This window comes from Desulfocastanea catecholica (assembly GCF_054657295.1).
Genome location: NZ_BAAHYZ010000007.1, coordinates 75,490 through 97,722, shown reverse-complemented (window position 1 = coordinate 97,722; position 22,233 = coordinate 75,490). Strand labels below are relative to the sequence as shown.

Genomic DNA, 22,233 nt, shown 5'->3' with positions numbered 1-22,233 from the left:
AGTCATCCCTTTGGCTGGTTTTGACGATTTCTCAAAAATATCCTTTTAACGGACTGTCAGTTTGAAACAGAGTCGATTTACCTTACAAAACCTGCTGAAACTCCTTCTCCTGTGCACCATTCTCGTTACGTTCGGCTGGCTCATCGTCCATGAACAGCAGCTGCAGCGGCCGGAAAAACTCTATGTGACCAGTTCCGGCAGTGTCGATATGTGTCTGAGCTGCCATAAGGACGAGAAACTCGACCCGGCCCATGATGCGGCGGTCATCGGCTGTGCTCCCTGCCATCTCGGTAACCCCCTGGCTGTAACGAAAGAAGAAGGGCATGCCGGGATGATTCTCAATCCTGGGGATCTGCGCCATGTCGAAAAAACTTGTTCAGTTGAAGGGTGCCATCCGGCGGATGCGCATAAGGTGAAGAACTCCCTCATGGCCACCAACCGGGGGATCCTCGGAACATTGCTCTATTACTGGGGAGAAAGTGACAGCCAGGATACGGACCTGACCGTCGAAGAGCTCCTGCAATCACATAAAAGTTCTCTGGCCGTCGATTATTACCGAAAACTCTGCGCCACCTGTCACCTTTGGAAACAAAAGAATGATCTCGCTGGAATGCCCCAATTTTTCAACGAAAAAGGCGGCGGCTGTTCGGCATGTCATTATGAGATACCCGGGAGAAACGTCAACGACGAAATACTTATATCCGACAACGAGTATGGAGAAAAACCTTCGGACAAAAAAATTCATCCTTTGATCACCAAAGCAGTTCGAAGTGTTAATTGCGTCCGTTGTCACAACCGTTCCGGCCGAATAGGCATCTCCTATATGGGGATCTTTGAATCCGAGGGCTACGGTACGCCTTACCAAGCGGGAGGACTGAATACCAAACAGCTGCCGGGTGCCAGATTCTATCTGGATATCGCCGATGACGTGCACCATGAAAAAGGGATGGAATGTATCGACTGCCATACCCGTAATGAGATCATGGGCGATGGCACAAGTTATGCCCACTATGAAGAGCAGCTGGAAATCTCCTGTGAGGTCTGTCACTCGGATAATCCGGGAACAACACGAAAGAATGCCAGTCTCACTAACCTGGAAAAGGAGGAGGGCCAGGTGGTGCTGATCGGTAAGGTCGATGAGAAGGTCCACCCGGTCAAGACCGCCAAAAAAGGAGTATGCGACTTTGCCTCGCATAAGCGGGTAAGCTGTGAGGCCTGCCATTCCACATGGGTGGCGCAGTGTTATGGCTGCCATGTAAAACGCGATGCCTCCTTGACCCATCTGGATAAGTTGAGCCTGGAAGAAACCTCGGGAATGTGGGAGGAAGGCCGATCCTATATCCGCTATGAACGGCCGATGCTCGGCGTCTGGCAGGATGAAATCGTCATCGTTACGCCGGGATGCCAGGATATTGTCACCGTAGTTGATGAAAATGGCCAGATTGAAAAAAGTTTTGACAGGTTTACCATGGCGGCCATCAATCCGCACACCACCCAGGCCAAAGGCCGCGACTGCATAGACTGCCATGCCTCGACCAAGACCGTCGGGTTAGGCGAAGGGAAAGTCTTCATGCAGAACGGCGAGCTGGTCTTTGAACCAATTGACCGGGGCATAGTGACCAGTGCCGGCACGACCGTGCCGTTTGATGCCTATGTGACTCTGGCCGGCGAACCGCTGCAGCACAGTTCGCGATCGACCCTGCGGCCATTTAACGAGGGGGAACTGCGGGCTATTCTGCGGGTCGGCCTGTGTGTGCGATGTCATAATCAATATGACGATTCGATTTGGAAGGATTATAATGGACAAACCGTCTGCCGTCGCCCGGAGCTCTCTGTCGGTGCGGCGGATGAAGATTTTCCACCAACAGAAGGAGAAAAGGTATCGGAATAGTAAGCGGAAATACAGCTGGATTAAAAACCCATCAGCTGAAGGCCCTTGAACGTATTGCGCAAAAGAGAGTTCAGCCGGATAAAATCATCAATCCGGAAATGGCCCGGGCGCTCTGTCAGCTCTCCTTTGAACTGAACAGGCAACTGGGTCTGCTGGTGCATCGATCCGGCAAGATCGAATCGATCATCGTCGGCGATTACGCGCGGATCATGCTGCCGCAGCTCGGCAACGTGCGCGCCTCCGGCGGCAGACTGCGCGGCCTGCGACTGGTACACACCCATCTGGCCGGGGAAGATATCAGTGATGAAGATCTGATGGATCTGCTCTTTTTACGGCTGGATCTGCTGTCCGTCATCAAGGTCGACGCGGAAGGGCTGCCGGAAAAAATCTATTCCGCCCATCTGCTGCCCGGGGGGCATGACGGCAAGAACTGGGCCTTTCTGCAGCCGGTTCACCCGGCCAACCAGGTCGAATCGGTCGATGAATTGATTGCAGCCATAGAAAGGGAATTTGGCCTGTATCGCAAGACCAGCCTTGTCGACCACGGACAGGACCGGGCCATTCTCGTCAGTGTGACGACCGAACAGAAGCGCCAGGCGGAAGATTCTCTGGCCGAACTTGTTGAGCTGGCTGTATCCGACAAGATTGTCGTGCTGGATACCGTCCTGCAGCGGAGCAGCCGGGTCAATCCACGGCTTATTCTCGGTAAGGGTAAACTGGCCGATATCATGATCCGGGCGCTGCAGCTCGATGCCAATCTGCTGATTTTCAACCAGGAACTGAATCCTTCGCAGATTCGCTCCATTACCAATTTCAGCGATCTGCGGGTCATCGACAGGACCCAGCTTATCCTGGATATTTTTGCCCACCGGGCAATGAGTCGGGAAGGCAAACTGCAGGTGGAGATGGCCCAGTTGAAATACATGCTGCCCCGGCTCTCGACACGAGACGATGCCCTGTCACGGCTGACCGGAGGGATAGGTGCCCGCGGTCCCGGCGAGACAAAACTGGAGATCGATCGCCGGCGGATTAACGACCGGTTAGCCCGCTTGACCAAGGAACTGAAAAAGGTCAGTGAAGAGCGGTATCGGCGCAGGGCCAAGCGACGGAAAAAAGAGCTGCCGGTTCTCTCCCTGGTCGGCTACACCAATGCCGGCAAATCGACCCTGCTCAACACCCTGACCAGCAGCGATATTGTCGCGGAAGACAAGCTTTTTGCCACCCTTGACCCAACCAGCAGGCGACTGCGCTTTCCGACCGAACTCGAGGTCATCATCACGGATACCGTGGGCTTTATCAGAAATCTGCCGGCTGATCTTCTCCAGGCGTTCATGGCCACCTTGGAGGAATTACAGGAAGCCGACCTGCTCGTCCATGTCGTCGATGTATCAAACCCCGGCTTTCGGCAGCAGATGGCGGTTGTTGAACAACTTCTTCGCGATCTTGAACTCAGTGAGATTCCTGTCCTGACTCTTTTTAATAAGATTGATCTGGTTGAGGATCGACAATTGATAGAGCAAATTGTCGGGAAGGAGGGAATTCTTGTCAGTGCGCTCCAGCCGGAAACGCTCCGAGAGTTTCTCGTTCAGGCGGAAAAACTCATCGGCAAGGTCTTGGATACCGAGTTACGGTAGCAGATAGAAACCCAGGTCTTTATCGTAGGCCTGGTCCTGGACAAATTCACAGCCAATACGGTTGCCGTTGATGGATCTGATGATGGCTTTTTTAAAAAGAACCGTTTTTTTACGGTTGTCGAGGGTGAATACCAGGGAGCCCTTCTGGCCGATTTTTAGATCGTGGACACCCCAAACCTCTACACAGGCACCGCTCAAGGACAGGTTGACAACCTTCATCCGACCGCCGCCGATGGCCGGCGGGTGCACGTCATATGTGCCCTCGAGCTCGGTAGTTTTACGAAAGTGACGCCGGAACTCCAGGTGCACCTTAAAGAGGTGGCCGCACTTACATTTGACCTTCACCAGATGCTGGCGGTGGCGAAACTGTGCTGCGGATATTTTCTTGGCCGTGTCGCATGCCGGGCAGACGATCATTGCCTCATCGTCAGCTTTTACAAAAGATTTAAGGAGAGAGATTTCATTCGACATGCTGGCGTAAACGTATCCTCGATGGATGTGTATTTATTAGTGCTTCAGTCGTAGATAATTGCCGTGTATTTTTCGAGAATTTCTTCCGTCTCCCGGTCAAGGTCGCCAGCTACCTCATGAATCTGGTATTCCCGTCCACAGCCGGTACATCGCATGCGAATTTTTCGACAGGCGCGATGTACTTCAAGCTTTTCGGCACATTTTTTACATTTCATTAGCTGTTTATCCGAGCATTTGCTCACGGGTGAAAATTGATTCGAGGGTATAACCCGCCTTGGCCAGTGCTGCCGTACCACCTTCCTGCCTTTCAACAACGGTCGCGACCAGACCTACTTTAAAGCCGGCGGCTTCTACACGTTCAATGACTTTCAGAAGTGTTCCGCCGGTGGTGACCACATCCTCAAGCAGGGCCACGGTGCAGCCTGCGGGCATGTTTTTCAAGCCCTCGATATAATTACCGGTTCCGTGTCCTTTCGCTTCTTTGCGGACAATGAAGGCCGGAATCGGTTGGTGGGCGAGAAAGCTGGCAATGGACACTGCGGTGACCAGCGGATCGGCGCCCAGGGTCATGCCGCCGACCGCCTCGATCGGAGTGGGTGATTTTTGCAACAGTTCAAAGAGCAATTTACCACAAAGGTATGCCCCTTCCGCCGAGAGTGTTGTCTGTTTGCCGTCGATATAGAAGTCTGACGTCTTGCCGGAAGTAAGGGTAAAGGTGCCTTGCCGATATGATTTTTCGAGGAGAATTTGTTTCAGTCGTTGTCTGTCGTCCATGGGAGTATTCAATGTAAGTAATGGTGAAATTGTGATAAATTGTCGTCGCAATAAGATTTGCAGCCGATACTACCTTTTTTTTAACTATGTTTAAAGAAAAAACTGGTAAACGTCTCAATAGCAATGTTAGGCTGTCTCTTTTGTGTTATTCTCGGCGCAGTGATGCCGCCGGATCGATTTTTGCTGGTGCTCAGATGAATCTGCTGAACGGCTATTCGTCTCAGCTGCAATAGAAAATATTTTCAACGGTTTCTTCAACGGTTTCTCTTGTGGAAAACCGGAGAGATCTTCAATAGGGGGAGAATATGTGCGGTATTGTCGGATATTGTGGTCCACGGCGAGTGGTGCCGATCGTGCTGGAAGGGTTGCGGCGTCTTGAGTACCGGGGCTACGACTCGGCAGGTATTGTCTACCTGCAGGAGGGCAAGCTGGTCAAGCACCGGTCGGAAGGTAAACTGTCGCGTCTTGAAGCGATTATCGGCGACGCAATAATCGCTCCCGCCAATATCGGTCTCGGGCACACCCGCTGGGCAACCCATGGTGCGCCGACGACGAATAATGCCCATCCCCATAGCGACTGCACCGGAAACCTGGTTGTCGTGCATAATGGGATCATCGAGAACTATCACTCTCTCCGGGAAGAATTAAAGCAGAAAGGGCATGTCTTTACCTCGGAAACCGATACGGAGGTCCTTGCCCACCTGATTGAAGATAACCTCGAGGATGATCTGGTCGTCGCCGTAAAAAAGGCTATCAGCCTGGTGGAAGGGTCCTATGCCATCGGGGTGCTCTGGACCGGCATGCCGGATACGCTCGTTGCCGTGCGTAACCAGAGTCCGCTGGTGCTCGGTATCAGTGAGCAGGATGGTACTTTTCTCGCCTCGGATGTTCCCGCTCTGTTGCCCTATACCAACAAGGTCATCTTCATGGATGACATGGAACTGGCGATCCTGACCGCCGACAGTCACCGGATTTTTTCCCTCATCACCGGCAAGCCGTTACAAAAAGAGATAAAAGTCATCAACTGGAACGCGGCGATGGCCGAAAAGGCCGGCTACCGCCATTTCATGCTGAAAGAGATATTCGAACAGCCGCAGGCCATTACCAATACCGTCAGCGGCAGGATTAATGTAGAATCGGGGGTGGTCGATCTTTCGGAGATCAATCTGTCCCAGGCCGATGTGGACAACATTGACCGTATCTTTCTCGTTGCCTGCGGTACATCCTGGCACGCGGCCCTTGTCGCGAAATACTGGATTGAAAAATACGCCCATATCCCGCTGGAAGTGGATATCGCCTCGGAGTTCCGCTATCGCCACCTGCTGCTCAATGAACGGGTACTGACCATTGCTATTTCTCAATCCGGAGAAACGGCCGATACCCTGGCCGGAATACGCCGGGCAAAACAGCTGGGCGCAAAAATCATTACCATCTGCAATGTGGTCGGTTCGACCATGACCCGGGAGGCTGATGGGACAATTTATACCCATGCCGGACCGGAAATAGGTGTTGCCTCGACCAAGGCGTTTATTTCGCAGCTGGCGGCGCTGTTTCTCTTTACCCTGTATCTTGGCCAGAAGAAAAAGACCCTCAGTGCCGGGCAGAGTATCGAACTCGGCAGGGAACTGATCAATGTCGCCGGAGTGATCGACAGCGAGCTGCCGCGGATCCAGGAAGAGATGCAGACGCTCACTGAAAGCTATTACAGCAGCCGTGATTTCTTGTTTGTCGGTAGAGGGGTAAATTATCCCATTGCCCTGGAAGGGGCGTTAAAACTCAAGGAAATTTCCTACATCCATGCCGAAGGCTATGCCTCCGGAGAACTGAAGCACGGTCCTATTGCCTTGATCGACAAGGATATGCCGGTCCTGGCGCTGGTACCGCAGGATGAGGTCTACCAGAAATCCATTTCCAATGTCGAAGAGATCAAGGCGCGCCAGGGGCGGATTATTCTTATCGGCACAAAAGGGGACAGTCATTTGAAGAGTATTACCGATGATGTGATCTACATGCCGAAGGTACACGATGCGATGAACCCGATTCTCTATACCATTCCGGCGCAGCTCCTGGCTTATGAAATAGCCTCACGACGGGGATGCGATGTCGATCAGCCGCGTAATCTGGCAAAAAGTGTCACGGTAGAATAACCGGACCAGCAAACAGGACGGTATATCCGGCAAGGGGTGCAGTCGATGGCAGATCGATGAAGCCTCTCGCCGGAAGTATTGCCGGTCGAGTGGTACGGGTTACATGGCCGGCAGACTGGTTATTTCACGAATTTCCGCCGTCTCCACTCTTTCCGGGTCGAGAATCACCTCCTGGCGGAGGGGATCCTCGATATACACCAGGATATCCTTTCTGGTTATTTCGAGGGCAAAAACGGTTCCGCCGCCCATCTCTTTATCTTCCCAGCGCTCAAGGATCCAGGCTGTTTTTTCCCGGCTGACAGTCCAGCTCAAGCCTTTTCTGACACCGGTCACCGATCCCCTGTAGGCAGTGACCCGTTCATAGGGAAAAGGGCTGCCCTCCTGGTACAGAAGGTCCCTGTCGCAGTTGTCGAGGAGAAATTTCCAGCTCTCATAGTCACCGGCCGCGGCAAAGGGGGTGTTTTTACGGTAAAAGAGCTTTAAAAAGGCTTTTTCCAGACATTTTTGCTGTTTGAAGTGTTGAAGATTATTACGCAAGAACTGCACATGCTCGAGTGGATTTAGGACACCCATGGCCTGAAGAGGATCCTTCTCTTTTTCCAGTTGATCAAGGAGCTCCTTGATCTTTTGATCCTGCAGGGCCTTATGGCGTTCCTGCATTTTTTCATTGGTAAAAGAGCCGATAAAGTCATCGGGCGGATAAAGAAAACGTATTTTGTCGAGTTTCCATCGCATATTTTTGCCTCGTTGGTAGATAATCATGATAAACCTTGGTGAGAGTGAGTGGTAGCTGGTCGTTTTTGTGGCTTCTTTCCTGTTGTCTTTTCGGCGGCAGCCCGACGAAAAGAGGAGTCATTGGATATCGAGCCATCTGTTTGCCACATCGAGCATCCGATTGGCAAAACCCCATTCATTGTCGAACCAGCAGAGCATTTTGACCAGCTTGCCGCCGCAGACCCTTGTCTGGGTGCCGTCAACAATCGATGAGCGCGGGTCGGTGTTGAAATCAACCGAGGCGTGCGGCTCTTCGGTATAGCCGAGAAGGCCATGCAGGGGACCCTGGGCCTCTTCACGCACGATCTGGTTTACCTGCCCGGCAGTCGTTGCGGTTTTCACGTTGATGGACAGATCCATGACGGAGACGTTGATTGTCGGTACCCGGACATGCAGACATTCGAAACGGTGGGCGAGCTGCGGCATCAGGCGGTCAATTCCTTTGGCGAGTCCGGTATCAACCGGAATAATCGAATGGAGGGCGCTGCGGGTGAGGCGAAGATTGGTATGGTGATACCTGTCAATCACCGGCTGGTCGTTCATCGCCGAGTGGATGGTCGTTGTAACGCCGTTTTCGATACCGAGTTCCCGGTCTAAGAGATTGAGGACAGGCACAACGCAATTCGTCGTGCAAGATGCATTCGAGACAACCTGGTACTCCGGTCGTAACAGTGTGTGGTTGTAGCCATAGACGATTGTTGCGTCAACGTCGGGGGTGGCGGGGTGCGACAGGAGGATCCGTCTGGCCCCGCTGTGCAGGTGTTTTCCTGCTGTCTTTCTATCGTCAAACGTTCCGGAACATTCAAAGAGCAGATCAATATCAAGTTCTTGCCAGGGGAGCCTCATTGGATCGGGCTGGTTAATGATCCTGATTTTGTCGTCTCCGACATAGAGATAGTCGTTTTCAAAATGCAGCGGATAGGGAAACCGGCCATGGGTCGTGTCGTAACGGGTGAGATAGGTCAACGTTTCTATGTCGGCCAGTTCGTTTATGGCGACGATCCTGAATTTCGATCTGAATGGCGTGGAATAGATCGCTCTGAGGACGGACTGGCCGATCCGTCCATAGCCGTTTATGGCAACTTTATAGTAATTTTCCGGGGAATTCATATCCTGGTTTGACGGTTATAACCGATAGCTGTATTTATTCTTTGGGGACGTCGAGTCAGGCAACTCTGTCTGGTCGACCTCCCAGCCACAGGTGGCCTTTATCATTACTTCGATTCGTCTCGAATAACAACCCGATATTTATTTCAGGTAAGCCAGTAAAATTGCAGAAATGATGGCATGTTGATCAGCGAGTTATTCTAAAAGAGAGAACTTTGCGCTAAAAAATTAATGTTTTGATGATTTTTATGAAATATCACCAAATAAATCTGTTCCCTCGCTGTCCGGCCATGTATGATCCATAGTGACTGATCGGTGCACTGACAGCATGAGAATAAAACGATGATGAGAAAATCCGTAAGAGGAGATATATATGATGGAACACGGCAGAGTTATTATCAATACCGGCAACGGCAAAGGTAAAACAACGGCGGCGCTGGGGACCGCTTTTCGGGCCCTCGGTCATGGCAAGAAGGTCTGCGTCATACAGTTTCTCAAGGGTAAGGGGGAATATGGCGAACGGCGGATGGCGGAAAAGATGGAAAATCTAGATTGGTTCATCTGCGGCAAGGGCTACATATTTAAAAAGGAAAATATCGAAGAAGATCGTCAGGTCGCCCTCGAAGGGTTTCAGCTGGCGAAAGAAAAGGTGACAAGTGACCGCTACGATTTGATCATTCTCGATGAAATCACCTATCTGCCGCATTACGGCTTTCTCGATGTGGAGAAAATTGTTGAGTTGATAGTAAACAAGCCGAAACGGCTGTCCATTATACTCACCGGCAGAGACGCCGATCCACGACTTGTGGAAATAGCCGATACCGTCTCGGGAATTGAAGCGATCAAACATGCTTATGAGCAGGGAAGAAAGGCCCAGAAAGGTATAGAGTATTAGGAGGTAGATAAGATGACAAGGCAAGGTGCTTTGCAAGGAATACGCGTTCTCGACCTTTCCCGTATGCTTCCCGGACCCTATTGTTCGATGATTCTTGCCGATCACGGGGCAGAAGTGATCGCTGTCGAGGATCGAAAATTTGCGGGGGATGGGCTGTTTTTTAACGATCTCAATCGAAATAAGCAGCATATGTCTCTCAACCTGAAGACTCCGGAGGGACTGGAGATTTTTTTCAAGCTGGCGGAAAAGGCCGATGTCATTCTCGAAGGATTCCGCCCGGGAGTGGTGCAGCGCCTTGGCGTCGACTATGCAGCAGTCCGGCAACGTAATCCGCGAATAATCTACTGCTCGATAAGCGGCTATGGGCAGACCGGCCCACTCCGTGACAGGGTTGGACATGATGTCAATTATATCAGCAATGCAGGGGTGTTGAGTCTTATCGGCGAGAAGGGCGGAAGACCGGTGATCCCGGGGGTGCAGATAGCCGACATCGCCGGCGGCAGCATGAACGCGGCGGTCGGCATCCTTCTCGCCCTCTTTGCCAGGGAGAAATCCGGCACGGGGCAATATATCGATATCTCAATGACCGATGGCGTGGTCGGCCTGCTGTCGCTTCCCAATTATTTTTCCATGTTGACCGGGCAGACGCAGCAGGCCGCGGATACGATGCTGTCCCATCGCTACGCCTGCTACAATACCTATGAGACAGCGGACGGCAGATTTATCTCCATCGGCGCTGTGGAAAACAGGTTCTGGAAAATACTCTGTCAACAGCTCGACCGCCCGCAGTATATCTCTTTGCAGTATGACGATCAGCAACGAGAAGAAATTATCGCGGATTTTCGGGGGCTGTTCCTGCAAAAAAACATGGCTGAATGGGATGCGCAGTTGGCGGAAATGGAGGTATGTTTTTCCGTGGTGAAGAACCTTGCGGAAATCCTGATAGATCCCCTTTTTCGTCAACGGGAAATGGTGCACAGCTACCAGGGAGACAACGGCGAGGAAAAGCACGGCTTCGGCATCCCGGTGAAACTGAGCGAAACGCCCGGTGCGATCAAGACCAGACCGGCAGGATTTGGCGAGCAGACACGAAAAATTCTCGAAGAAACAGGCTACTCAGCCGAACAGATCGACACTTTTTTTGTGAGTGGTGTGGTGTAAATCCCCTGCCCCCAGGAGGGAGGGCAGGGAAACAACAGAAGGTTGGCTGGGGTTAAGCCGTTGTCAAAAATAACATAACCAAGGTGAAACCCGGAACGGCAAAAGAAGCCGTAACGAAATGGGTGAAAATGGTCGGGTTATTTCGTAACGACTCCTAACCTTCTGTAAGGGCAGACATGAGATATTCTCTATTGAGCCGGGCGATATTGCGAATGGAGATGCTCTTTGGACAGACCGCCTCACATTCTCTTTCGTTGGAGCAGTTACCAAAGCCCTCCTTATCCATGGCGGCAACCATGTCGAGTGCCCGCTGCTTACGTTCAGTCTGCCCCTGCGGCAACAGACAAAGCTGAGATACCTTGGCACTGGTAAAAAGCATTGCCGCACCATTGGGGCAGCTGGCGACACAGGCGCCGCATCCGATGCAGGCTGCGGCATCCATGGCCAGCTCAGCTGTCTGGGCGGGGATGGGGATGGAGTTGCCGTCGGGGGTTCCGCCGGTGTTGACGGAAACATAGCCGCCGGACTGGATGATACGGTCGAAGGCGGACCTGTCAACAAGGAGATCTTTTCTAATGGGAAATGCGCGGGACCTGAACGGTTCGATGACCAGGGTATCGCCATTTTTAAAGTTGCGCATATGCAGTTGACAGAGAGTGACCTCTTTTTCCGGACCATGGGCAACACCATTGACAACCGTGCCGCACATGCCGCAGATGCCTTCCCGGCAGTCGTGGTCAAAAGCAACAGGGTCAAGCCCCTGCTTGGTTAATTTTTCATTGAGAACGTCAAGCATCTCCAGAAAAGACATTTCGGTGGAGATCTTCTCCAGAGCATAGGTCTCAAATGTTCCGGGAGAGTCACTTTTTTTCTGTCGCCAAATTTGTAAATTAAGATCTATATCACTCATAGTAGTCGGTAAGGTAGAAGTTTACGTTAGTCGTTTGATCCGGACGGACGGGATTTTTTTTACCAGATCACTTATAGCTTCTCTGGCTCGGAGTGACATTTTCAAAAACAAGTGGTTCCTTGTGCATGACCGGTTCCGCCCCTTCGCCTTTGTGTTCCCAGACGGAGACGTGAGAGAAATTCGCGTCATCGCGCTTTGCCTCGTTTTCTTCCGTCTGGCTTTCTTCTCGAAGATGACAGCCGCAGGATTCTTCTCGAGCCAGCGCATCTCGAACCATGATCTCGGCAAATTCGAGAAAATCAGCGACACGGCCTGCCCGTTCCAGCGATTGATTGATATCTTTGGCATCGCCGGGGATGTAGACGCTGTTCCAAAACTTGTCTTTTATTGCCGGCAATTTGGCTAGGGCGGCTTCGAGTCCATCCTTGTTTCGCGCCATACCGCAGTTGTCCCAGAGCAGTTTGCCGACTTCCTTGTGGATCTCGTCGACGGTAACTTTGCCTGTCGGCCCGTTGCTGCTGTTTTTCAACAGCTTGCTGATGCGACTTTCCACCTCCTGCTGTGCTTCTTTAAAGGCGACATCTTCGGTCGATACCGCTTTCAGGCTATTGGTCCCCAGATAATTCGCCACCGAGGTAGAAATGACAAAGTAGCCGTCGGCCAGTCCCTGCATCAGCGCACTGGCGCCGAGGCGGTTGGCACCATGGTCGGAGAAATTACATTCTCCCAGGGCAAACAGGCCGGGGATTGTCGTCATGAGATTGTAATCAACCCAGAGACCACCCATGGTGTAGTGGACGGCTGGATAGATCATCATCGGTTCCTGCAACGGGCTGCTGTCGGTAATCTTCTCGTACATCTGGAATAGATTGCCATATTTTTTCAGGATCGTTTCCTGGCCATCACGCTTGATCGCATCGGCAAAATCGAGATAGACGGCAAGTTTTGTGCTGCCGACGCCTTTACCGAGGTCGCATTGTTCCTTGGCATTTCTCGACGCCACATCGCGAGGAACAAGATTGCCGAAGCTGGGGTATTTGTTTTCGAGGTAATAGTCTCTGTCACCATCCGGGATGTCCCGTGGGTGCCGCTTGTCGTTGACGTCTTTTGGCACCCAGACCCTCCCGTCATTTCTCAGGCTCTCACTCATCAGGGTAAGTTTTGACTGGTAATCGCCATGGACCGGAATGCAGGTGGGGTGGATCTGGACAAAGCTTGGATTGGCAAAACCGGCGCCTTTTTTATGGGCCCGCCAGGCAGCAGTGACATTCGAGGCCATGGCATTGGTGGAGAGAAAATAGGCATTGCCGTAGCCGCCGGTCGCCAGCAAGACCATGTCGGCGGAATATTTTTCGATTTCTCCGGTGATAATATTACGGGTAATGATTCCCCGTGCCTTGCCGTCGATCAGGACAATTTCCATCATCTCCCGCCGGTTGTACATGGTGACGCGACCGGCATGAATCTGCCGGGAAAGAGCGCTGTAGGCGCCAAGCAGCAGCTGCTGTCCGGTTTGTCCCCGTGCATAGAATGTACGGGATACCTGAGCACCGCCAAAGGAACGGTTCGCCATGGTTCCGCCGTATTCGCGAGCAAAGGGGACGCCCTGGGCAACACATTGATCGATGATATTGTTGCTGACCTGGGCAAGTCGGTACACATTTGCTTCACGGGACCTGAAATCGCCGCCTTTGATGGTGTCATAAAAAAGACGATGCACCGAGTCACCATCGGTTTGATAGCATTTTGCCGCGTTGATACCGCCCTGGGCGGCAATGGAGTGCGCACGGCGAGGGCTGTCCTGAATACAGAAGGTCTGGACCTGATAGCCCTGTTCGGCAAGCGTTGCGGAAGCCGAGGCCCCGGCAAGGCCGGTACCGACGATAATTATTTTAAACTTTCTCCGATTTGCCGGGTTCACCAGTTTGCTGTTGAATTTATGGTTGTCCCACTTTTCACTCAGGGGACCTGCGGGGATGTGTGCGTTGAGTTCCATTTTCTGTACCTTTCCTAAGTCTATCGGCAGGCTTGCTACCTGACAGTTGAAATTATATTACCCTGGGATATGCAGGCAGCTATCAATACGATGCACCAAGGCCGGTCATGAAGTAGAGGGCGATTGCACCGAAAAAGAGGAGAAAGAAAGCCGGTACGATGAGGGTATGTTTGGCTATGCCGGTGTTGTATCGCGGGTGGTTGATGCCAAATGTCTGCAGCATGCTCCAGAAGCCATGGCTGAGATGCAGGGCAAGGGCACAGAAGGAGAAAATGTAAAAAAGAGAATAAAAGAAATTACTGAGATATTCTTTCACCAGTTGTGAAACTTCCATATCGGCAGGTCCAGTGTTGAAACCAAAGACATGAACAATGATAAAGAGCAGGATTAATAGTCCGGTATAGGGCATTGTTTTCGAGGCGAAGGAATTTTTTACCACTCTGGTGTTGACGGCATATCGATTCCCGCCGGCCGCTCGGTTTTGTAGAAAGAGATTAATGCCGAAGCCGATGTGAAAAAGTAAAATGACCAGGAGTCCCAGTCCGAACAGAAGGACAACAACCGGTAGACTGTGCAGTGCATTGGCATATGTCTGAAAGGCGTGACTGCTGACAAAGATAGCGGCATTGCCTAGTGCATGTGTGCACAGAAAAAGGATGAGCAGCAGTCCCGAGACCGCCATGATAATTTTTTTTCCAATCGATGATGAAATAAATTTGATGGGCCACATATCTTTTCCCTTAGATTGAATGAAGAATGAAATATAACGGGATGGAACCGGAGCAATTCCCTGCGGAAGTAAAAATTGCCATGCGGGTGTCGATATCCACGTTATACAGCCAAAATACGGTTGATGCCTCCAACATGGTTACTACCAGTACATTTACTCATTTTTTCGAAGTTGTTTTTACTGCATATGTTATTGTAAATATGCTGTTATTGCTAGACAGCTATTGAAATATCAGAAAACAGCAATCAATAAAAAATAACCACGTTATCTTTTGTGTATATTTTATCTGTCTGAAATGGTGTAATAAATACAAGAAACGACCCAATGGTCTGTAAATAACAGAACAATGTTACCATTTCTTTTAAGGGATATGGTGAGAATTATCAAGGGGAAAATAGTCGGGTGTTCTAGAAAAGTGAAGAGAGTTGTTTAATTTATTGGAATAAATAGTTATAAAATATTTTTTTGCTGGCTGCCATGGCTGCCATGGCTGCTGTGAAGTTACCTGCTAGATCTTTTTGAGTCGTCCATCCTGGCAGAAACCGCACGGTCGACTGGCTAAGTGATAACGTTGTTCTTTTTTTTGCCGCCATACCCTGCCGCCACCGTCATTCCGGACTGGATGCCGCATCGGCTGATCCTGCCACAAGCGTCATCTTCACTGCGTTTTATCGAGAATCCTCGCCAGTTGCGCTGACATTTTATGGTGATGGCTGCCCTGCCAGTAAATTTTGCCGCAGCCGATGCACTGGTGGAAACGGTTGAAATATTTTCTGGTAAGCGGCAGGAGGCGGTCGATGATGGTCTTTTTGTCCACCTCGGCCAAGAGCCCGTTGCAGGCAATGCAACGGGAAAAGGGACGGATCCGCTCCTGCAGGTTGTAGAGATTGATGATTTCCTTCAGTTGTTCTTCCGGGTCCTGGCTGCGGACAAGATGGCCGAAAACAAGCCGGCGCTGTTTGAGCAGGTCGCGGTTTCGGGTGAGCAGAATGCGCTTTTCGTCGATGGCTCTGTCCAAGGTGGCGCTATTGGTCATCTCCCGGTCGACCGCCTCTGCGTCGAAGCCGACCATGCGTAGCAGTCCTGCCAGTCTGGCGACATTGATATCGACGAGAAATATGCAGTCTCCAAGCGGGTCTGGACGAAGGACAGTGGTCACGGTCGGCGGCATGGCAGGGGAGAGCGGATGGATATGGAAATGTTCGCCGACTTCGGCAATTTTTTCGAAGGTCTGTTCCTGGCCGGCCAGGACTATCCTGCCCACTTCGGTATGCGGTACCCCAAGACCTTCAAGGATATCCTTGATCGAAGCCCGCCGGGCTAACCGGTAGACGATTGTCTGCGCATCGTCGGGAGTTCTGCGCAGCAGCTCAACAGTATCACCGTAAAAGGTGAGCAAGAGGTTGGTACTGTCGGCATGCGCGGCGTCTGTTTTCATGTCGATCACCTTGTTTGTTGTCAAAACACTTCCAGTTCACGCATTATTTCCAGGTGTTCCAGTTTGTCGATGTAGTAGGTTGCATCCTCACGCAGGTCGATGTGTTTTATCTTGAGAGAAATTTCCGTTCCCTTGAAGCAATCAAAAACCAGCGAATCCGCGGTAAGGTCAAAATGGTTCGCGGTGATAATGACGAAATCACGCCCATAGGCGCGGAACAGCAGCGCCTCGGGGAAGCGAGACTGGAGTTCCGCGGCGAATTTGGTCATGAGCAGGTTCCCCTTTTCCCAGCCCAGTCGTTTATTATATAGTTCCAGGTTGTTGATATAAAGGCTGTGCAGGCAGTGATATTTATTCAGGGTCTGATCGCTGTGCAGCATGATCTGCAGATAATCCTCGTTGTACAAACCGGTCAGCTTGTCGCCGAAAAAATACGAGAAGCGCCGCTGTTCCATGTCGTTTTTCGGCAGTTGGCTGATCGACTCGGGGATTGCCACATTTTGCAGTACCTTCAGTCCGGCGGCGACGACCTCGGGGTCGAATTGGCTGCCGCTGAGTGTTTTCATCTCCTGCAGGGCTTCATCAACGGTCTTTCTCGGCTTATAGATACGGTTGGTGGTCATGGCATCAAAGGAGTCGGCGACAGTCATGATGCGCGAGAGTAAAGGTATGTCCTTGCCGCGCAACCGGTCTGGGTAGCCCATACCGTCCTGACGCTCATGATGATGCCGGATGATTTCGGCCAGCTCTTTGTACATGGGGATGCCGGCGAGCATGTCAGAACCGGCGGAGGCATGGAGTTTGATCAATTCATAATCAAGAGAGGAGAGCTTGCCCGGCTTGAGCAGCACCGAATCAGGAGTGGCTATTTTTCCGATATCATGAAGGATTGCCGCCTGATGCAGGAAATCGATTTCTTCATCGGCCAGGCCCATCTCTTCAGCGAGCATCCAGCTGTAGCATGCTACCCGAAGGGTGTGGCCGGCGGTATAGGTATCACGCTGATCGATCATGGCGGCAAAGGATAAAATGGTTTTTTCGTAATTTTCCGCGCGCTCTTTCTCCAGGTTCGCCACCTGTTCCCGCTGCCGAAAAGAATTGACGGCAAAGCCGATGTCACCGGCCAGTTCCTCGAGCATGGCGATCTCTTCCTGCTCAAATCCTTCCTTACGCATGGTATAGACGCAGAGTGCCCCAAGGGGAGGCGTATATTTGTCGGCACGCAGCGGCAGGGCGACGACGGCACGGAATTTGTTGGCATTGGCTCGGTCAAGCCAGGGGGTGACGGTGCTCTTTTCCTCTTTTTTGACCAGGACCACGGTTTGATTGTGCACAATGCATTGGGCAGTGGCGGATAAGGCGAATAAACTTGCGGCATCGTGGGGATTATAGGGGGGGCTGTCGGGCAGACGGATGGACTCGTCGGTGGTGTAAACTTCATCGATCAGGCCATCGTGCAGCAGGCCGATCCAGCTGTAGCCGTAATGGCTGTGGGTGCCCATCGCCTCACATGCGGCGTTCAGCAGCGTCTGTAGATTGGAGGCCGAAAGCAGCAGACCGTTGACTACGGCAACCGTCTGCATTATTTCCCGAAGATACAGCTCCTGATCGAGCAGGGTGTTGATCTTGCTTGTCCGCTCGACAACCTTGGCCTCAAGGGTCGTGTTCAGTTCGTCAAGCTGGGTTGTTTTCTGTCGAAGGCGCTGGTTTAAATGTAAAATATACAGGGAGGTCAGGATAACCGTGCTGACGATAAACAGCATTATGGCAAGTTGTCGCCAATAGCGCCTGAGGACATCGGTAAAGGTGAACTGGCCGAAATCCGCATAGGGGCCGATGCGCAGGTCAAGCAGACAATTGTGCACCGGCTGATAGTTGAACGGTACGGTCCAGCCCGCGCTTTTGCTTGCCTTGGCGGCGGGATCGTTGCTGTCCATGGCCAGCAGGGCGGAGGCGACCCGCCGGGCGAGATCGACGGGCGTTGTTTTGAGCGCCGCCATGGGCCATTCCGGATACAGGCTGGTGCTGAGTTTGAAGGGAAAATCCGCGACATGCTGTTCGTTGAGAATACGGAATTCGTCCAGTCTGATACTGCCGGCTTCGGCCATGCGCTCCAGGGTGTCGGTGCGGACCGTGCCCGCATCGACCATGCCGTTTCTCACGGCATAGACCACGGCATCATGGGTGTTGCCGTACTCCAGGGAGGCAAAAAAACGCAGCGGATCGATGCCGAGGTGATGCAGTTCGCGCCAACAGACAATCCAGCCGCCAAAGGAGCGCGGGTCGACCGCCATGAAACGGCGATCACGTAAATCGCTGAGTTGGGTTATATCCTTGCGGTCGGCCAGGCTAAAGATAACCCCGCCGAAGATGGTCGTCTGCTGATGCGGCAGATTCTGGTTAATCAGGGTGGCTATGCGGTTCACGCCGTACAGCTTCTCAAGCTCGACGTAAAAAGCCGAATTGGCCAGGACGAAATCAATATGTCCCACTCGGACGGCGTCATGGATTTCTGTAAAATCGAGCGGCACTATATGAAAATGGTAACCGGGCAGGCGCGCCGTCAGATAGTCGGCGGTGGCGGTCCACAGCTGTACATCGATTGCCGAACCGCGTTTTGCCAGCAGGCCGATCCGAACCTCTTGCGCGGGCTGGGCGTGTGTCTTGGTGGCCAGGACGAAAATAACCAGAAACAGTAGAAAAATAAGGGGCTTCCGGTTATGTCGTCTCCATGCCTCCCATTTTTGTGGCAGCTTGATCATGGCTAGCTCCACCAGGGGTTTTTGTCGGTGCCCCCTGTGCGTGTTTTGTGCCAACAGATTTTGTCTTGATATAAGAATTAATACTACTCACTGCGCTCTATTTCTCAAGCACAAACATTTTCGAAAATAACCAAGAGATGGGGGAAAGAGCACAATTCGACAATCTCCCAGGGAAAGACGTTGATGTGTGAGGTGATGAATTATATTATACTTCTTCGGCCAATGGGAATATCTCAAACAAAATTGGCAAAAGATGGGTTAACAGGACGAAGGCAGAATATTTCTGACCTTTTTGCGATGAATGGTGATAAACGGCGATAAATCTATGGGTGGTGGGTGATGGAGAGTGCCTATCTCGCGGCGGCAAGCTCAGGTCTACTCGCTCGGCGCATTGACCAGAGCCGGCGGCTACTGGAAAAATGTACCTTGTGCCCGCGCCGGTGCAAGGTCGATCGTCTGGCGGGTAAAACCGGCCTGTGCCGCACCGGCGCCTTGGCAGAGATTGCCAGTTATGGACCGCATTTTGGGGAAGAGGCGGTGCTGGTCGGGGAGCATGGTTCCGGAACTATTTTTTTCTGCGGCTGCAATCTGCTCTGTGTTTTTTGCCAGAACTACGATATCAGTTATCCGGAAGAGCACAGCTGTCTTCCGGTCGATGACCAGCGCCTCGCCCAGATCATGGTCGAGCTGCAGGAGCAGGGCTGCCGCAACATTAATCTGGTCACCCCCAGCCATGTTGTGCCGCAGATTCTTGCGGCACTTCCCACGGCCATTGCCCATGGTCTTACGGTGCCGCTGGTCTATAACAGCAGCGGCTATGACCGTGTTGCCACGCTGCAATTACTCGATGGCATCATCGATATCTATATGCCCGATTTTAAGTTCTGGAGTGCTGACTCCGCCAGGCGATATGCCGGGGCGGCCGATTATCCTGAAGTAGCCCGGCAGGCCCTGCGAGAGATGCAGCGGCAGGTCGGCGATCTGCACATCAATGCCCAGGGGCAGGCGCAACGCGGCCTGCTGGTTCGACACCTGTTGATGCCGGGGGGCTTTGCAGAGACGGAGGCGATTCTCCGCTTCCTGGTGGAAGAGATATCAATCAATTGTTATGTAAATATCATGGATCAGTATCGACCAGCCGGCAGGGCCGATGAGTTTGTCGAGCTTGCGGCGGGAATTTCAGCTGCCGAGTACCGGCAGGCCATGCAGCGGGCGGAACAGTATGGCCTGACACGGCTTGATCGGCGTAATTTTGCCGATCTGTTGCGGCATTTGCTGGATAAATGATAGATGGGTATTATAATTTTTCTGTTCCGGAAATGGAAAGGGTGAATGCCACGCTTATGTGGCTACCGTCCCGATTGCCGACAGATATTCCTGGAGGTGTTTGGCAATGTCGTTGAAAAGGGCCCCGCTCATGCATACAAAACAACAAATTTTGACTCCCCTGTTGGCCGGCCTCTGTGTCGCGATCATGTGGATTCTGTTGACCTCCCTGGTTAGTGTTGCCGAGGATACCAGCCTGGACAACACTCGCATTGTCATAGACACCAAGGCGCTCACCCTGAAGGTACTGCAAGGTGGCCAGGAAATGCTCACTTTCTCAGATATTGCCATCGGCCGTTACGGCGCGTCTCCCGACAGGCGGAAGGGTGACAGCCAGACCCCGCTGGGGCATTTCAGCATTGCCTGGATAACCGATAATACTTCCTTTCATCGATTTTTCGGTTTTTATTATCCAAGTAAAGACTATGCCGAACGTGCCTTGAAGGCTGGTCATCTGGACAAAAAGACCTGGGACAAAATTCGCCAGGCCCTGGCCGCCGGGCGTCTTCCCCCTCAGAATACCATTCTTGGCGGCAACCTGGGCATACACGGTATCGGCAAGGGTGATATAAACATCCATAAGCGGTACAACTGGACAAATGGCTGTGTTGCTCTGACCAATGAGCAGATTGACCGGCTAACGGTCTGGATCAGGGTGGGAACCCCGGTTGAAATACGCTGAGGTCGATTTTATTCACTCTCTAACGAAAAAAAGGATAGCCTGTCTTGTTCGCTCGTATTAATATAACAAGTTAGTAAAACAGCTATTGTTGATGTGAGAGCGGCGGAAATTGTCGGAAAGACTAACCTATCAAACCATAACAAGGAGAACTTCACATGAAAAAAACTGCTAAACTGTTCGCTGTGCTTATCGTACTTGGCCTTGCAGGCTGTGCCACGAACGGCGATCTGGATTCGGTGAGAACCCAGGTGGTGCAGGCGAATGCCACGGCTGATGCGGCCCTGACGGCGGCCAACGAGGCCAAAGCTACTGCTCAGGAAGCCAAGGCTATTGCCGAGGATGCCAATGCTACCGCCCAGCAGGCCAATGCGACTGCTGAAACTACGGAAAGCAAAATGGACCGTATGTTTAAAAAGGCTATGTACAAATAATTACTCTGGTATGATTTATTGTCAGAGTCCCGCCATTCCCCGGTGGGGCTCTGCTCTTTGCTCAGCCCCTTTAAAAATCAAAACCATCGGAGACAACAGTGGAGATGGGAACCGGCATGCCGGTCTGTTCCTGCAGCGCGCGTTTGATGGTTTGTATATCGAGTTGAGTATCCTTGTTTTCTATTTCCTTTAAGATCATTGCAAAGCCCATTTCTTGCAGATCCTGATTTTTCTCCTGGTCTTCATCCAACATTGGATGAACCTCGAGAAAAAGGGTAGTATTCTGCCAGCCGAGCTTGATCGGCTGGTTCACAATCTGCACCATTGTATGTACCGGTATAATTGGAAAAAGTTCCTCGATGTCTTCGGGATACATGCGCACGCAGCCATGGGTCACCCGCATACCCACGCCATAGGGCTTGTTGGTGCTATGGATCAGATAACCGGGGATGCTCAGGCGCAGCGCATAACGGCCAAGGGGATTGGCGGGGCCGGGGGGAACGACATCGGGCAATGGATTTCCTGCGGCGATTGCCTCTAATTTAACAGATTCGGGTGGCCTCCAGGATGGATCTTTGTCCTTTCTTTCAATTCTGGCTTTGCCTAAAGGCGTCTTCCAGTCCATCCGGCCGACACTTACCGGATAGGTTTTCACCATGGGCTTTTTCTCCAGGTCGTCTTCGTAAAAATAGTAGAGGCGCATCTCGGGCAGATTAAGCACAACGCCCTTCCGTTCAGCCTGGGGAAGAATAAACTGGCCAGGGAGAACAACCTTAGTACTCTTGCCGGGCATCCAGCGGTCAATATTCGGATTGGCGTGCAGGATCTCCTCCTGCCCCAGATCGTACTGGCGGGCAATATCGAGCAAGGTATCCTGGTTGAGGGCTTTAATACTTGTCGTAAAGCCGATAAGGTCAACGCCTTCGGGAGGCATTGGATGCGTCGTCGCCAGGAGTGGTGATGATATTCCGACCAAAAGAACAAAAAGAACAGCCGGCAAAACTGCGGGCACCCTGCGAAACGGCAGCACACCATTCAAAAGCGAAAAATAAGCCATTATTGATAGATTTCCGTGGTTGAGAGGTGAAATGAGTTGATACGTTA

Annotated in this window: 20 protein-coding genes; 8 read left to right on the top strand and 12 right to left on the bottom strand. The window is 51.9% G+C overall.

Going from position 1 to position 22,233, the window contains the following annotated elements; all coding sequences use genetic code 11:
* Positions 1-61: 61 nt before the first annotated feature.
* Both ACYQ8U_RS08455 and hflX read left to right on the top strand, forming a co-directional pair.
* On the top strand, positions 62-1,891 hold the full coding sequence (locus ACYQ8U_RS08455; RefSeq protein WP_459945100.1) for a hypothetical protein: 1,830 nt from the start codon (positions 62-64) through the stop codon (positions 1,889-1,891).
* A 98-nt stretch (positions 1,892-1,989) separates the two neighbouring features.
* Positions 1,990-3,525, top strand: a complete 1,536-nt coding sequence (hflX, locus tag ACYQ8U_RS08450) for a GTPase HflX (protein ID WP_459945099.1) — start codon at positions 1,990-1,992, stop codon at positions 3,523-3,525.
* Here the strand turns inward: hflX and ACYQ8U_RS08445 are convergent.
* From ACYQ8U_RS08445 to pyrE, 3 genes are read right to left on the bottom strand one after another with little or no spacing between them, the layout of a single operon-like run.
* Positions 3,517-3,996: a PilZ domain-containing protein gene (locus ACYQ8U_RS08445; RefSeq protein WP_459945098.1), complete on the bottom strand. Its 480-nt coding sequence runs from the start codon at positions 3,994-3,996 to the stop codon at positions 3,517-3,519. The genes hflX and ACYQ8U_RS08445 overlap by 9 nt on opposite strands.
* Before the next feature lie 44 nt (positions 3,997-4,040).
* The gene (locus tag ACYQ8U_RS08440) at positions 4,041-4,211 is read right to left on the bottom strand and encodes a dual CXXC motif small (seleno)protein (protein ID WP_459945097.1); all 171 of its coding nucleotides are present in this window, start codon (positions 4,209-4,211) and stop codon (positions 4,041-4,043) included.
* A gap of 7 nt (positions 4,212-4,218) precedes the next feature.
* Entirely contained in the window at positions 4,219-4,770 is a 552-nt protein-coding gene (gene pyrE, locus ACYQ8U_RS08435) for an orotate phosphoribosyltransferase (protein WP_459945096.1), read from the bottom strand.
* Between the two features lie 305 nt (positions 4,771-5,075).
* Between pyrE and glmS the strand changes: the two genes are divergently transcribed.
* The gene (glmS, locus tag ACYQ8U_RS08430; protein ID WP_459945095.1) at positions 5,076-6,917 is read left to right on the top strand and encodes a glutamine--fructose-6-phosphate transaminase (isomerizing); all 1,842 of its coding nucleotides are present in this window, start codon (positions 5,076-5,078) and stop codon (positions 6,915-6,917) included.
* A gap of 99 nt (positions 6,918-7,016) precedes the next feature.
* On the opposite strand, the gene ACYQ8U_RS08425 is transcribed toward glmS, so the two are convergent.
* Positions 7,017-7,652 (bottom strand): hypothetical protein, encoded by a 636-nt coding sequence (locus ACYQ8U_RS08425; protein ID WP_459945094.1) that lies wholly within the window; start codon positions 7,650-7,652, stop codon positions 7,017-7,019.
* A 117-nt stretch (positions 7,653-7,769) separates the two neighbouring features.
* A complete protein-coding gene (locus tag ACYQ8U_RS08420; protein ID WP_459945093.1) occupies positions 7,770-8,801 on the bottom strand; it encodes a glyceraldehyde 3-phosphate dehydrogenase NAD-binding domain-containing protein in 1,032 nt (343 codons plus the stop codon).
* A 370-nt stretch (positions 8,802-9,171) separates the two neighbouring features.
* Here ACYQ8U_RS08420 and cobO point away from each other — a divergent pair, with 370 nt between their 5' ends.
* Positions 9,172-9,693, top strand: a complete 522-nt coding sequence (gene cobO / locus ACYQ8U_RS08415) for a cob(I)yrinic acid a,c-diamide adenosyltransferase (protein ID WP_459945092.1) — start codon at positions 9,172-9,174, stop codon at positions 9,691-9,693.
* 12 nt (positions 9,694-9,705) lie between these two features.
* Positions 9,706-10,854 carry a CaiB/BaiF CoA transferase family protein gene (locus ACYQ8U_RS08410; protein ID WP_459945091.1) on the top strand — a complete coding sequence of 383 codons (1,149 nt, stop codon included), beginning with the start codon at positions 9,706-9,708 and terminating at the stop codon, positions 10,852-10,854.
* Positions 10,855-11,008: 154 nt separating this feature from the next.
* Here the strand turns inward: ACYQ8U_RS08410 and ACYQ8U_RS08405 are convergent, their stop codons facing one another.
* The 6 genes from ACYQ8U_RS08405 to ACYQ8U_RS08380 all read right to left on the bottom strand — a co-directional run bounded on the left by ACYQ8U_RS08405 (position 11,009) and on the right by ACYQ8U_RS08380 (position 18,690).
* Positions 11,009-11,764, bottom strand: a complete 756-nt coding sequence (locus ACYQ8U_RS08405) for a succinate dehydrogenase/fumarate reductase iron-sulfur subunit (protein WP_459945090.1) — start codon at positions 11,762-11,764, stop codon at positions 11,009-11,011.
* A 67-nt stretch (positions 11,765-11,831) separates the two neighbouring features.
* Positions 11,832-13,760, bottom strand: a complete 1,929-nt coding sequence (locus tag ACYQ8U_RS08400) for a fumarate reductase/succinate dehydrogenase flavoprotein subunit (protein ID WP_459945089.1) — start codon at positions 13,758-13,760, stop codon at positions 11,832-11,834.
* 82 nt (positions 13,761-13,842) lie between these two features.
* Positions 13,843-14,490, bottom strand: a complete 648-nt coding sequence (locus tag ACYQ8U_RS08395; RefSeq protein ID WP_459945088.1) for a succinate dehydrogenase cytochrome b subunit — start codon at positions 14,488-14,490, stop codon at positions 13,843-13,845.
* A 434-nt stretch (positions 14,491-14,924) separates the two neighbouring features.
* Positions 14,925-15,083: a hypothetical protein gene (locus ACYQ8U_RS08390; RefSeq protein ID WP_459945087.1), complete on the bottom strand. Its 159-nt coding sequence runs from the start codon at positions 15,081-15,083 to the stop codon at positions 14,925-14,927.
* Positions 15,084-15,148: 65 nt separating this feature from the next.
* Positions 15,149-15,928 carry a Mut7-C RNAse domain-containing protein gene (locus tag ACYQ8U_RS08385; RefSeq protein ID WP_459945086.1) on the bottom strand — a complete coding sequence of 260 codons (780 nt, stop codon included), beginning with the start codon at positions 15,926-15,928 and terminating at the stop codon, positions 15,149-15,151.
* Positions 15,929-15,948: 20 nt separating this feature from the next.
* Entirely contained in the window at positions 15,949-18,690 is a 2,742-nt protein-coding gene (locus ACYQ8U_RS08380) for a PhnD/SsuA/transferrin family substrate-binding protein (RefSeq protein ID WP_459945085.1), read from the bottom strand.
* Between the two features lie 339 nt (positions 18,691-19,029).
* On the opposite strand from ACYQ8U_RS08380, the gene ACYQ8U_RS08375 reads away from it, so the two are divergent.
* From ACYQ8U_RS08375 to ACYQ8U_RS08365, 3 genes are all read left to right on the top strand, one after another.
* Complete coding sequence (locus ACYQ8U_RS08375) at positions 19,030-19,977, top strand: radical SAM protein (RefSeq protein ID WP_459945084.1); 948 nt, start codon at positions 19,030-19,032, stop codon at positions 19,975-19,977.
* A gap of 106 nt (positions 19,978-20,083) precedes the next feature.
* Complete coding sequence (locus ACYQ8U_RS08370) at positions 20,084-20,698, top strand: L,D-transpeptidase family protein (protein ID WP_459945083.1); 615 nt, start codon at positions 20,084-20,086, stop codon at positions 20,696-20,698.
* Between the two features lie 155 nt (positions 20,699-20,853).
* The gene (locus ACYQ8U_RS08365) at positions 20,854-21,129 is read left to right on the top strand and encodes an Lpp/OprI family alanine-zipper lipoprotein (RefSeq protein ID WP_459945082.1); all 276 of its coding nucleotides are present in this window, start codon (positions 20,854-20,856) and stop codon (positions 21,127-21,129) included.
* 70 nt (positions 21,130-21,199) lie between these two features.
* Here the strand turns inward: ACYQ8U_RS08365 and ACYQ8U_RS08360 are convergent, their stop codons facing one another.
* On the bottom strand, positions 21,200-22,186 hold the full coding sequence (locus tag ACYQ8U_RS08360; protein WP_459945081.1) for a L,D-transpeptidase family protein: 987 nt from the start codon (positions 22,184-22,186) through the stop codon (positions 21,200-21,202).
* Positions 22,187-22,233 lie beyond the last annotated feature (47 nt).